Source organism: Aquabacterium commune (assembly GCF_004362855.1).
In the GTDB taxonomy this organism is placed as follows: domain Bacteria; phylum Pseudomonadota; class Gammaproteobacteria; order Burkholderiales; family Burkholderiaceae_C; genus Aquabacterium; species Aquabacterium commune.
The window spans coordinates 266829-279329 of the sequence record NZ_SNXW01000006.1; the positions used below are offsets into that span (position 1 = coordinate 266829).

The 12501-nt window shown below is 64.8% G+C and carries 13 protein-coding genes; all 13 read right to left on the reverse strand.

Going from position 1 to position 12501, the window contains the following annotated elements; translation table 11 throughout:
* Positions 1–83: 83 nt before the first annotated feature.
* A complete protein-coding gene (locus tag EV672_RS12165) occupies positions 84–581 on the reverse strand; it encodes a MarR family winged helix-turn-helix transcriptional regulator (RefSeq protein ID WP_133609539.1) in 498 nt (165 codons plus the stop codon).
* 42 nt (positions 582–623) lie between these two features.
* On the reverse strand, positions 624–2645 hold the full coding sequence (locus EV672_RS12170) for an ABC-F family ATP-binding cassette domain-containing protein (protein WP_133609541.1): 2022 nt from the start codon (positions 2643–2645) through the stop codon (positions 624–626).
* 7 nt (positions 2646–2652) lie between these two features.
* A complete protein-coding gene (gene prmB / locus EV672_RS12175) occupies positions 2653–3540 on the reverse strand; it encodes a 50S ribosomal protein L3 N(5)-glutamine methyltransferase (protein WP_133609543.1) in 888 nt (295 codons plus the stop codon).
* On the reverse strand, positions 3537–4685 hold the full coding sequence (dapE, locus tag EV672_RS12180; protein ID WP_133609545.1) for a succinyl-diaminopimelate desuccinylase: 1149 nt from the start codon (positions 4683–4685) through the stop codon (positions 3537–3539). The genes prmB and dapE overlap by 4 nt, the downstream gene beginning before the upstream one ends.
* A gap of 33 nt (positions 4686–4718) precedes the next feature.
* Complete coding sequence (locus EV672_RS12185; RefSeq protein ID WP_133609547.1) at positions 4719–5918, reverse strand: PilT/PilU family type 4a pilus ATPase; 1200 nt, start codon at positions 5916–5918, stop codon at positions 4719–4721.
* A 51-nt stretch (positions 5919–5969) separates the two neighbouring features.
* Positions 5970–6806 carry a 2,3,4,5-tetrahydropyridine-2,6-dicarboxylate N-succinyltransferase gene (dapD, locus tag EV672_RS12190; RefSeq protein ID WP_133609549.1) on the reverse strand — a complete coding sequence of 279 codons (837 nt, stop codon included), beginning with the start codon at positions 6804–6806 and terminating at the stop codon, positions 5970–5972.
* Between the two features lie 72 nt (positions 6807–6878).
* A complete protein-coding gene (gene dapC / locus EV672_RS12195; protein ID WP_133609551.1) occupies positions 6879–8132 on the reverse strand; it encodes a succinyldiaminopimelate transaminase in 1254 nt (417 codons plus the stop codon).
* A gap of 54 nt (positions 8133–8186) precedes the next feature.
* Positions 8187–8795 carry a hypothetical protein gene (locus EV672_RS12200; RefSeq protein WP_133609553.1) on the reverse strand — a complete coding sequence of 203 codons (609 nt, stop codon included), beginning with the start codon at positions 8793–8795 and terminating at the stop codon, positions 8187–8189.
* Positions 8796–8820: 25 nt separating this feature from the next.
* Complete coding sequence (locus EV672_RS12205) at positions 8821–9663, reverse strand: hypothetical protein (RefSeq protein WP_133609555.1); 843 nt, start codon at positions 9661–9663, stop codon at positions 8821–8823.
* Positions 9664–9706: 43 nt separating this feature from the next.
* Positions 9707–10243 (reverse strand): hypothetical protein, encoded by a 537-nt coding sequence (locus tag EV672_RS12210; RefSeq protein WP_133609557.1) that lies wholly within the window; start codon positions 10241–10243, stop codon positions 9707–9709.
* A 35-nt stretch (positions 10244–10278) separates the two neighbouring features.
* Positions 10279–10764, reverse strand: coding sequence for a DUF695 domain-containing protein (locus EV672_RS12215; protein WP_133609559.1), 486 nt, complete (start codon positions 10762–10764; stop codon positions 10279–10281).
* Between the two features lie 10 nt (positions 10765–10774).
* Entirely contained in the window at positions 10775–11005 is a 231-nt protein-coding gene (locus EV672_RS12220; protein WP_133609560.1) for a hypothetical protein, read from the reverse strand.
* Positions 11006–11225: 220 nt separating this feature from the next.
* Positions 11226–12422: a TIR domain-containing protein gene (locus EV672_RS12225; protein ID WP_133609562.1), complete on the reverse strand. Its 1197-nt coding sequence runs from the start codon at positions 12420–12422 to the stop codon at positions 11226–11228.
* Positions 12423–12501: the final 79 nt, after the last annotated feature.

Below are 12501 nucleotides of genomic sequence, written 5' to 3' on the forward strand. Positions count from 1 at the left end.
TGAATTGGTCCCAGTCTAAAGCGGATGATGTGAGCTGGGCAGCCGCAAGGGCACCAATCCCTCACGGCGTGTGGGGCTGTCGTTCAGGCCTGGAGTTGCTGCCGAAGGGCGTGCAGTTGTCGCCGAAGCGAAGACATCTCGTCGATCGCCATCCCGGCCTGGCAGAAGATGGCCTCGGGCACGCCTTCGGCCCGTTCGCGCAGCGCGGCACCCTGGGGTGTCAGCGAGATGCGCACGCGGCGCTCATCGGTGGCATCGCGTTGGCGGGACACCCAGCCGGCCGCTTCCATGCGCTTGAGCAGTGGCGTGAGGGTGCCGGAGTCAAGCTGGAGCAGCTCGCCGAGCTCGAGCACGGTGTGGTCGTCGCGCTCCCAGAGCACCAGCATCACGAGGTACTGCGGGTAGGTCAGGCCCAAGGGCGCCAGCAGCGGCTTGTAGAGCTTGGTCATGGCCAGCGAGGTGGCGTAGAGCGCAAAGCACAGCTGGCTGTCCAGGCGCAGCATGTCAGCGTGGGTGCTTGCCGAGGGACTGGTGTTGCTGTGGGCTCTGGGGCTGCTGGTGGTGCGAGGGGAGCGGGGCATGCGGCATGGTAGCGCCGAGTGGCTGGTCGCTGTGGTGGCTGTTCAGTTGCCGACCCGCTCGATGGCCTCGCCCAGTTCGAGCCAGCGCGCTTCGAGTTGCTCGATCTCTTCTTCCAGCGACTTGAGGCGTTTGCCGCCGTCGGCACGCTCCGAGGGGCCGATGCTGATGGAGCCCAGCGCCTGCATGAGCTTGTCGCGCTCCTCCGCGGCCTTGGCCATGCGCTCGTCCACCTTTTTCAGCTCGGCCTTCAGCGGGCGCAACTGGTCGTTCAGTCGGGCGCGGGCCTGGGCTTGCGCCTTGCGGTCCTCCTTGCCCTTGCTGTTGAACACGGTGGGCTCGGCGCTGGCGGTGGGCTCGGTGTGGCTGGATGCCGCCTGGTCCGTCGCTTGTGCAGTTTGCGCCGCCAGGGCCTTGGAGCCATCGCGCGCAGCCCGTGCGGCCAGGGCCGTTTCGCGGGCCACGTCGGCCAGGTACTTCTGGTAGTCGTCGAGGTCGCCGTCGAAGGTGCTGACCTCGCCTTTGGCCACCAGCCAGAACTCGTCGCAGACTTCGCGCAGCAAGGCGCGGTCGTGGCTGACCAGCATCACCGTGCCTTCGAACTCATTGAGCGCCATGCTCAGCGCCTCGCGGGTGGTGAGGTCCAAGTGGTTGGTGGGTTCGTCGAGCAGCAGCAGGTTGGGGCGCTGCCACACGACCAGCGCCAGCACCAGGCGGGCCTTTTCGCCGCCGCTGAACTGGTGCACGGGCTGGTTGACCATGTCGCCGGTGAACTGGAAGCGACCCAGGAAGTCGCGCAGTTCCTGCTCGCGGGCGTTGGGGCCGACCTCACGCGCCAGGCGCAGCATGTGCTGCATCGGGCCTTCGTCCATGCGCAGTACGTCGAGTTCTTGCTGGGCGAAGTAACCGATGCTCAGGCCCTTGCCCTCGGTGATCTCGCCGCTGACCAGCTTGTTCATGCGCGACAGCGTTTTGACCACCGTCGATTTGCCCTGGCCGTTGGCACCCAGGATGCCGATGCGCTGGCCCGGCAGCACCGAGCGGTTGATGCCCGACACGATGGTGAGCGGCTCGGCGCCGTCACGGTGGTAGCCGCAGGCCAGCTCTTTCAGCGAGAGCATGGGGTTGGGCAGGCTCAGCGGCTCAGGGAAGTTGAACTGGAAGTCGCTGGCGGTGAGCACCGGGGCCAGCTTTTCCATGCGCTCCAGCGCCTTGACGCGGCTTTGCGCCTGGCGTGCTTTGCTGGCTTGCGCCTTGAAGCGCGCGATGAACTTGCTCAGGTGGGCGATCTTGTCTTGCTGCTTGCTGAACGCGGCCTGTTGCTGGCTCATGCGTTCGGCGCGCATCGACTCGAACGCCGTGTAGCCGCCGGTGTAGCGGGTCAGCTTGCCGTCGTCGAGGTGCAGGGTGACCTTGGTGATGGCGTCGAGGAACTCGCGGTCGTGGCTGATGATGAGCAGCGTGCCTTCGTAGCGCTGCAACCAGGCTTCCAGCCAGACCAGGGCGTCGAGGTCCAGGTGGTTGGTGGGCTCGTCGAGCAGCAGCAGCTTGGCCGGGCACATCAGCGCGCGGGCCAGTTGCAGGCGCATCCGCCAGCCGCCCGAGAAGCTGTTGACTGGCGCCATGGCCTGTTCCAGCGTGAAACCCAGGCCCAGCAGCAGCGCTTGCGCACGCGCGGGTGCGTCGAACACGCCGGCTTCGGCCAGGTTGGCGTGGGCCTCGCCGATGGCGTTGCCGTCGTCGGCTTCCTCGGCGGCAACCAGATCGGCCTTGGCCTTCATCAGGCGGGCGTCGCCTTGCAGCACGAAGTCGGTGGCGGGCTCGTCGGTTTCGGGCATGTTCTGCGCGACCTCGGCCATGCCGCCCGGTTGCAGCCAGGCGGGCGGGATCTCGACGTCACCGGCGTCCGGGTGCAGGCGTCCGGCCAGCAGCGAGAACAGCGAGGACTTGCCCGCGCCGTTGCGCCCGATCAGGCCGACCTTCTCGCCGGGGTGGAGGGTGGCGCTGGCCTGGTCCAGGACGGGTTTCACGCCTCGCAGCAGGGAGACGTTTTTCAGAACGATCATGAAGGACTCAATGGGGAAGGATCAGGGCGTCGCGGGTGACGAGCAGGAGCTGGTCGTCGCCGGACGTCGTGGGCAGCCAGGTGACGGCGGGGGCGAGTTCGGGGAAGGCGCGTTCGAAGTTCGGGCGCTCGTTGCCGATCTCCAGCACCAGCACGGCGTCCTCGCTCAGGAATCGGTCGGGCGCTGCGCGCAGGGCCGCGAACAGGGCGCGGGTGAAGTCCATGCCGTCTTCGCCCGAGGCCAGCGCGAGTTCGGGCTCGGCGCGGTACTCGGCGGGCAGGGCTTGCATGGACGCCGCGTTGACGTAGGGCGGGTTGCACAGGACCAGGTCATACGGCCCGCGCACGCCAGACACGCCATCGCTTTTCAGCAAGGTGATGCGGTCTTGCAGGCCGTGCGCATCGACGTTGATGCGGGCCACGGCCAAGGCGTCGTCGCTGATGTCGGCGGCGTCCACCGTGACCTCGGGGAAGGCCATGGCGGCCAGCACGGCCAGGCTGCCGTTGCCGGTGCACAGGTCCAGCACGCGGCGGGTGTGCTCCCCCAGCCAGGCGTCGATGCTGCCATCGGCCAGCACCTCGGCGATGAAGGAGCGCGGCACGATGGCGCGCTCATCGACATAGAAGGGCACACCCTGGAGCCAGGCTTGCTTCGTCAGGTAGGCGGCGGGCTTGCGCGTGGCGATGCGCTCGCCGATGAGCTCGTGGACCGCGTCGGTCTGGTCGGTGCCGACCGGCAGGTCCGCGACCTCGTCGAGGCCATCGATGGGCAGGTTCAGGCGCCACAGCACCAGCCAGGCGGCCTCGTCGAAGGCGTTGGTGGTGCCGTGCCCGAAGGCCACGCCGGCGTCGCTCAGGCGCTGGGCGCTGGCTTCGATCAGTTCGATGACGTTCACGCGAGCAGCCTTTCCAGGGTGCCGCGGTAGATGTCCTTGAGCGGCTCGATGTCGGCGACGCGCACGTGCTCGTCGATCTTGTGGATGCTGGCGTTCACGGGGCCGAACTCCACGACCTGCGGACAGATCTGCGCGATGAAGCGGCCATCCGAGGTGCCGCCCGTGGTGGACAGCTCGGTGGTGACGCCGGTGACCTGCGCGATGGCCGCGGCCATGGCTTCCACCAGCGGGCCCTTGCGGGTCAGGAAGGGGCGGCCGCCCAAGGTCCAGTCGATGTGGAAGTCCAGTCCGTGCTGGCGCAGCACGTCTTTGAGGCGCTGCTGCAGCGATTCGGGCGTGGACTCGGTCGAGAAGCGGAAGTTGAAGTCGATGACAACCTCGCCGGGGATGACGTTGTTGGCGCCGGTGCCCGCGTGCACGTTCGACATCTGCCAGCTGGTCGGCGGGAAGTGCTCGTTGCCTTGGTCCCAGACGATGCCGACCAGCTCGGCCAGGGCCGGAGCCACCACGTGGATGGGGTTCCTCGCCAGGTGCGGGTAGGCGATGTGGCCTTGCACGCCCTGGACGCGCAGCTTGCCCGAGAGCGAACCGCGGCGGCCGTTCTTGATCATGTCGCCGACCTGCTGCACCGAGGTCGGCTCACCGACGATGCAGGCGTCCAGGCGCTGGCCTTGCTGCTGCAGCCACTCGCACACCTTCACGGTGCCATCGACCGAGGGGCCTTCTTCGTCGCTGGTGATGAGGAAGGCGATGCTGCCCTTGTGCTGCGGGTGGGCGGCGATGAATTCTTCCGAGGCCACGACCATGGCGGCCAGCGAGGTTTTCATGTCGGCGGCGCCGCGGCCGTAGAGCAGGCCGTCGCGGTGGCTGGGCACGAAGGGCGGGCTGCCCCACTGGTCGAGCGGACCGGTGGGCACGACGTCGGTGTGGCCAGCGAAGGCCAGCACGGGCGCGGACTCGTCGCTGCCGCGCTTGATGGCCCACAGGTTGGTCACGGGGGCGTCGGCTGGGCCGAAGCTCAGCGCGCGGCATTCGAAACCCAAGGCCTTCAGGCGCTCGGTCATGAGGGCCTGGCAACCCTGGTCTTCGGGCGTGACGGAGGGGCGGGCGATCAGCGCCTCGGTGAGGCGCAGGGTGGCGGTCATGGCGGTTCCGGGAAAAACGGGAGAAAGCGGGGGTCAGAAGCGCGTGGCACCGAAGCCTGTGGCGGGCTCGTCCGGGGTCACGTCCAGCGTGATCTCGGTGAAGGAAGGGCCGTGGTCCTGCTCTTCCGGCTTCTGGATCAGCTTCGTCTGCTGGCTGTTGTCGTTCTGCAGGCGCCACATCAGGTTGGTCGGCGAGTCGGCATGCAGCAAGCCTTCGTCGCGGCTGACGATGCCCTCGTTGATGAGGCGGGCGATGTCCTGCTCGTAGCTCTGCGAGCCCTCGGCCATGGATTTCTCCAGCGCTTCCTTGACGGCCGAGATGTCGCCACGCTCGATCATTTCCGACACCAGCTGCGTGTTCAGCAGCACCTCCACGGCGGGGATGCGGCCGCCGGCATTGGGGCCTGCCTGGGCCTTGAGCAGGCGCTGCGACACGATGGCCTTGAGGCCCGAGGCCAGGTCGTTGAGCAGTGCGGGGCGGGCTTCCGGCGTGTAGAAGGACAGGATGCGGCCCAGCGCGTGGTAGCTGTTGTTGGCGTGCAGGGTGGACAGCACCAGGTGGCCCGACAGCGCATACGACAGCGCCGCCGTCATGGTTTCGCGGTCGCGGATTTCACCGATGAGGATGCAGTCCGGCGCCTGACGCAGCGCGTTCTTCAGGCCGACCTGAAGCGACTGCGTGTCGCGGCCCACTTCGCGCTGGTTGACGATGGACTTCTTGTTGACGAACAGGAACTCCAGCGGGTCCTCGATGGTGAGGATGTGCCCCGTCATGTGCTGGTTGCGGTACTCCAGCATCGACGCCAGGGTGGTGCTCTTGCCCGTGCCCGTGGCGCCGGCCAGCAAGATCAGCCCGCGCTTTTGCAGGATGAGCTCTTTGAGCACCGGCGGCACATTGAGCGTGTCGAGCGCCGGGATGTCAGAAGGGATGTGGCGGAACACCGCCGCCACCGAGCCGCGCTGCTTGAACGCGCTCAGGCGGAAGATGGCCACGCCGGGAATCGTCAGGCCGAGGTTGAGCTCACCGGTTTCGTCCAGCTCTTCCATCTGGCTGGGCGACACCATCTCGGCCAGCAGCTGCCGGGGCTGAGACGGCGTCAGCACCTGGTCGGTCAACTGCATGATCTGCCCGTTGATCTTGATGAGGATGGGCGTGCGTGCCGACAGGAAAACGTCCGAGGCCTTTTTCTCGGCCATCAGGCGCAGCACGCGTTCGAGGTTGCCACCGCTCATCAAGGTCTCCTGGGATGTGGTTCAGACGGGCAGATCGCCTGCAAGGGCCGATCAGGCGCCGCGCAGCAGGTCGTTGATGCTGGTCTTGGAGCGCGTTTGCGCGTCCACGCGCTTGACGATCACGGCGCAGTACAGCGAGTACTTGCCATCGGCCGAAGGCAGGTTGCCCGAGACCACCACCGAACCGGCGGGGATGCGGCCATAGCTGACTTCGCCCGTGGCGCGGTCGTAGATCTTGGTGGACTGGCCGATGTACACGCCCATCGAGATCACCGAGTTTTCTTCGACGATCACGCCTTCGACCACCTCCGAGCGGGCGCCGATGAAGCAGTTGTCTTCGATGATGGTGGGGTTGGCCTGCAGGGGTTCCAGCACGCCGCCGATGCCCACGCCGCCCGACAGGTGGACGTTCTTGCCGATCTGGGCGCAGGAGCCGACGGTGGCCCAGGTGTCCACCATGGTGCCTTCATCGACGTAGGCGCCGATGTTCACATAGGACGGCATCAGGATCACGTTCTTGGCCTGGAAGGAGCCGCGACGGGCAACGGCCGGGGGCACCACGCGCACGCCGGTGGCCTTGAGCTGCTCGGCGCTCATGCCGGCGTACTTGGTGGGCACCTTGTCGTAGAACTGCAGGGCGCCGTCGCCCATGGGCACGTTGTCGTTGAGGCGGAAGCTCAGCAGCACGGCCTTCTTGACCCACTGGTGCACTTCCCATTGCAGACCATTGGGGCCGTTGACCTTCTCGGCCACGCGGATCTTGCCGGTGTCGAGCTGGTCGATGATGTGGTTGACGGCGTCACGGACTTCGGCGGGGGCGCTGGCGGCGGACAGCTCGGCGCGTTGTTCCCAGGCTTGGTCGATGGTGGTTTGCAGTGCGTTGCTCATGGTGTGTTCTTCGGAGGCAAAAAAGGAGGGGCTGAAGCCGTGGACATCAGCGCGGGAGGTCAGCGCGGGAGGTCAGCGCGGGAAGGACTGGATGAAAGCGCGGATGCGTTCGGCGGCCTCCACGCACTCGTCCACCCCGGCGACCAGGGCCATGCGGATGCGGCCGCGGCCCGGGTTGACGCCATGCGCCTCGCGGGCCAGGTAGCTGCCGGGCAGCACCGCGACATTGTATTGAGCCAGCAGCTCTCGGGTGAACCATTCGTCGGGCGAGAACCCGCCCGTCACCGGCAGGTGCGCTGGCACCTCGGCCCACAGGTAGAAGCCGGCGTCGGGCAGGGCCACGTTCATGACCTCGGCCAGCATCGGCGTGACGCGCTCGAACTTCTGGCGGTAGAGCCTGCGGTTTTCCACCACGTGGGCCTCGTCGTTCCAGGCCGCCACGCTGGCGCGCTGCACGGCTGGGCTCATGGCGCTGCCGTGGTAGGTGCGGTAGAGCAGGAAGGCCTTCATCAGGGCCGCGTCGCCCATCACGAAGCCCGAGCGCAGGCCAGGCACGTTGGAGCGCTTGGACAGGCTGGTCAGGGCGATCAGGTTCTTGAAGTCGGTGCGGCCGAGCTTGGCGGCGGCTTCCAGGCCCCCCAGGGGGGCTGCGCTTTGGCCGTTCGCATCGCCTTCGCGGAAATAGATTTCCGAATAGCACTCGTCCGAGGCGATCACGAAGCCGTGCTGGTCGCTCAAGGCGAACAGGCGCTGCCACTCGTCCAGCGGCATCACGGCGCCGGTGGGGTTGCCTGGCGAGCACACGTACAGCAGCTGCGTCGTGGCCCAGACCTCCTCGGAGATGCTGCCCCAGTCGGCCGCGAAATTGCGCGCCGGGTCGGAATTGGCGAACACCACGCGGGCCCCGGCCAGCAAGGCCGCGCCTTCGTAGATTTGGTAGAAGGGGTTGGGGCAGACCACGGTGGGGCCGCCCGCGTCGCGGTGCTGGTTCGGGTCGATGACGGTTTGCGCCAGGGCGAACAGGCCCTCGCGCGAGCCGTTCACCGGCAGGATCTGCGTGGCGGCGTCCAACGTCAGGCCGTAGCGGCGCTTCACCCAGGCGGCGCAGGCCTCGCGCAGGGCGGGCTCACCGGCGGTGGCCGGGTAGGCGGCCAGGCCGTCGAGGGCGTCGGTGAGGGCTTGCTTGATGAAAGCCGGCGTGGGGTGCTTGGGCTCGCCAATGCCCAGGCTGATGGCCCGGTGGGCCGCATTCGGCGTGATGCCGGCGGTCAGGCCGCGCAGGCGTTCGAAGGGGTAGGGCTGGAGTCGCTGCAGCAGAGGGTTCATGGGGCCGCATTATCCCAGCGAAGGGGAGCCCCCTGCCGTGGGGAGATCACTTTGTCATGGCTTGGGCAGAGCTGCCCGCAGCGCTTCGATGCGCGCCCGCGCCACCGGCGTGAAATCCGCCGAGAACTTGCCCGCGTCCACCTGCTTTTCCAGCACCTTCACCAAGATGGCGGGCATCGCTGCGGCCATTTTCACGGCGGCTTCCAGCATGGGCCGCAGGGTCTCGTCCGGGATGTCTTGCGGCTTGACGTCCTTGAGCGGCTTCAGCCCGGCCAGGGTGACTTGGTACATGGCTTCGAAAGAATCCAGGTATTCCCCGTCGTATTTGCCGGGCAAGCGCTCGAACGCCCCGGCGTACCTGTTGGAGATGGGCTTGTAGGCCTCCAGCGCGGCTTTGATCTGGTCGGCGCCGTTGGGCTCCGCCAGGGCTTCGTCCACCACGCTGGGAATGCGCCCGGGGTTCAGCACCGCGCGGGCCAGCGCGCCTTGCGGGTCGGTGTACTGGATGGTTTTGTCGGGGTTGGCGGCCTGGGCCGCCGTGAAGGCCGCGATGTCTTGCTTGAACTGGTCGATGGCCGGACCGGCGTGGGCGGCAAAGCCCCACAGGCTGAGGGTGAGGCTCAGGGGGAGGGCCAGGGCGGTGCGGTGGCGGGTGTGTGTCATGGTGGTTGGTGTTGGGGCGGGTTGATCACAGTGTGGGCAGCAGGCTTTGCGCCATCTTGTCGAGCCGTTGGCGCCGCGCGGCACGCCACGTGGCCTCGTCCACGAACAGCGTGCTGGCCTGGGGCGGGTTCAGGACGAAGGTGCGGCCCACATCGCCCTTGGGCGTCTGCACCTCGGTGAGGTGCGAGGGGTTCATGCGCGCGGCGCACAGCCAAGACTGGGGTGGGCGCTCGCCCAGGGTGTCTTCCAGCACCACGGCTTCCAGCAAGGCGGTGGTCTGCTGGCGCGGCGTGAGCGTCTGGATGGCGCTGTCCATGCCACGCATCAGGGCCTGTGTTTCGTAGGCCGCGGTGGTGTCCATGGCCACGCTCGGGTCGGTGCAGCGGTCGGTGTCGATCTGCATCGCCAAACGCCCATGCGCCAGGAAGATGGCGGCTTCCATCAGGTGGTCGCCGAAGCGGCCCAAGCGGGCCAGGTTGAAGGCGTAGGCGTAGCTGTAGCGCCCGTCGGCCTGGCCGCCCAGCACCTGGCCGCGCAGCCAGGCGGTTTTGCCCTCCAGCTCGGGCAGGGACTGTGCCGTGGTGGCCAAGGGCAGCGGGTTGACGCCTGCAGGGCGGTTCACGCCGGCGTCCAGCGCCCGCCACAGGTCGGCCAGGGCCGTGCTGGGCGGTGACTGGCGCAACTGCGCCATCTGCCGGGCGGCATCGATCCAGCGCTGGCGCCCGGGGCCTTCGCGGTAGGTTTGCACCTGGGCGGCGGTGAGGCCGGCTGCAGGTGTGTCGGCGGGCGCGGCGTGGGCTGGTGCCTGTGTGGCCAGGGCCAGGGCCAAGCTGATCCAGCCGGTGTTGTGGCGATGGGTGGAGCTCATGGGCTGAGGTTGCGTGCGCGGGCCTTGCCGGAGGTGGCCAGTTTCAACGGCGGATGTCGGCGATGACTTCGTCGCTGATGGCCAGCACCTGCTTGCGCGTGGTGGCCGAGAGGATGCCCTCGGCGGGGCTGGTGGTGGTGCCATACAGGCGGCTGCCCAGCAGCTTCCGGGCGGGCAGCTCGTAGAACTCGACCTCGGTGTTCACATAGGCGTTGCCGGCCAGGATGCCCAGGCCAATGCGTGTTTCGGGCGTCATGTACTGGTAGTTGCGCACCTTCACGACGACGAGCACGGCTGGGTCGGCGCTGCGCGCGTCTTCGGTGTCAGACCACGTCACCTGCATGCCCGAGCGACCGGCCGCGATGGCCATGCCGTCGCGCCAGTCGGTTTTGAAGGTCTCCCAGTTTCCCCCGGGCGGCATGCCAGGCGCGGCCTCCACCCGCACGAACACGGCGCGCGTGGCGGCCGGACTGACCGACAAGGGCGCGGGTGCCGGGCCACTGCGGGTGACGGTGGCGGCACAGCCGGCCATGGCCAGCGTGCAGGTGAGGGCGAGGGTGCGGAGGAGGTGGGAGGTCATGGGTGGTTTGGGGTGGTGGTTGTGATGGCATGCGGCTACGGCTTCTGGACTTGCTGGACGAACTGCTCGTAGGTGCGCCATGCCTTGTCTTGTGCGACATGGATGTCGATGGGGAACTTGGGATGGCGTTGGAGCGCTTGGTTGACCTTGCCGAGGAACACCTGCTCGGACTTGGCGTAGTAAGTCCACTCGCGCAGCCCTTCGCCCGTGCTCACCAGCGCCAGCGTGGCCACGCCTGTGGCTTCGACGGCCGGCGCCAGCAGGTCTTCCAATGCGTCCATCCGTTGGCGCTCCGCCGGTGTCGGCATGCCGTTCTCCGATGTGTACTGCCAGGTCACGATGACCCTGATGGGTTGCTGGGCCTTGCTAAACCCAGAGGCAAAGGTCTGGACGTATCGGAAAACGATGACACGCCCATTGCTTGGGTTCCTGGATTGGGCTGTGGCCCAGGTTTGAGCGAATGCGCCGGTGCCGAGCGTCAGCGACACGAATAACAGGAGCGATGTGACGATGGGTTTCACGGCGGGGCGGCTATTTGCGCAAGAGGATCCACATGACGACGATCAGCACGGCCAACAAATGAAGCGCCAAGCCCGTTTGGTAAGTTCGGTTGAGGCGCGGTGTTGCATGCACATTTTTCATGTACGTGGTGTGGTCTTTGCCGACCTCGGCTGCTGCAAGAGACATGGCTTTGTGACGCAGGTATGTGCCCCACCCCAGGAGTGAGATTGCGAATGAGGCGATGAGCAGGGTTAGCAACATGGGTCGGACATCAGAGGCGTGTTGTCGATGTGGTGGTTCTATTGGGTGATGCGTACGGGGTATTCAGGTGTGGGATTAACTACCAAGGTGAGCGGCGCCGGAGCACCGCAGGTGCGTAGGGCACCAACACAGGCCATGAGAATGCCGAAGGCATGGCCCTTGGTTGCGGGCACTTGCGCGTCCGCGTTGAACCGACAGTTAGACTTCATTTGTAAATCGGTCAAATGCTTTCGATGCGAGCTGCAAGTTTGTATATGATTTCGTCCGTAATTTTATTCTGAATATCCTCTTGCGGTACTCCATCGGGTGAGAATTTGATTCCCACGATGTCTTTGGATATGCCAGGAAATGATGAATTATCCAAATAAATAGGGATCACAGCGGCTTCGGGGACTCGGGGTACAAAACACTCACGCTCAAAGGTTGGCCATATTTTTTCCAAATGGAATTTGTCCAGCAGGCAGACGACAAATCGAGACTTGTCGCTAAATATATCCATAAAAGTCTTGTGCCACGCTTGCCCAAGATAGTTCGCCTCAAACAATTCGTCGAAGAATACCGAGAAGTCCAATGTCTCAAGTTGGGCTTTAATGGCACGTGCTAGTGGCCTATTCTCGCCGGCGAAGGAAATTGCAAAGTCAAAGTCAAATTCGCGATCTCCGGCTCTAAATCCGCACTTCTTTCGCAAATCATCCCAGTTGAGGTGCTTCATGAAATAAAATAATGCTGGGTCTTCAATGGCAAAATGCTTTGTTGCGGGGTTGTAGTAGAAATATCTCTCGCAAATTGGCTTTGAATCAATAAGGATTGCAAGCCTTTTTTCTTTGACGTTGTTGATGCTGCCGCGTACATCTGGGTGAGCGTTTGCAAGCTCAGTTAGGTCGACAATTGAGCTTTCCTGCTCGCTCACGCATTTCAAGAGCTTAAGATATGGATCGTTTGTTGATCTAAATCTGTTTCCTCGGCAGAATTCAATTACTGGCTCGCTATATGCATGATCGAGTCTATCGGTAACCTTCGCACGCAGGGCTGGAATGTCAAGTGCTAGCTCAGCCTTGGTTGGGGCGGTTTGTGTTATATTTTTCGATAGGCATATGGCCTGGCATACCAGCTGGGTTAGCCAATAGTCGCCGCCTGTCTCCTTAAATATGCCTTCGTGATCGGAAATTTTGATGTTTAATTTTTCCTCGCCTTTCGATATTAATTCAATTGTTGTGTCGAGTGGGGCTGGCTTGATTCTGTGTATGCCACAACGCTTGGCGATGTCATGAACAAGGTGAATTAATTCGCTGCCAACCTTATTTATGCCAATGATCACGATTTTCAGCTTTTGACCTTCTTCGTAGTCTTCAGCTGCGATTTTTATTAGGTTGGCAATTTTTTCTTGAGTCTGATCTTCTAGGGATGGTCTGCACAACCACCGCTGACGCGGCGACCGCCTGCTGTTATTTCAGATGACGACAAATTTTTGCATTCAAAGGGCAGATTCGGAGCGT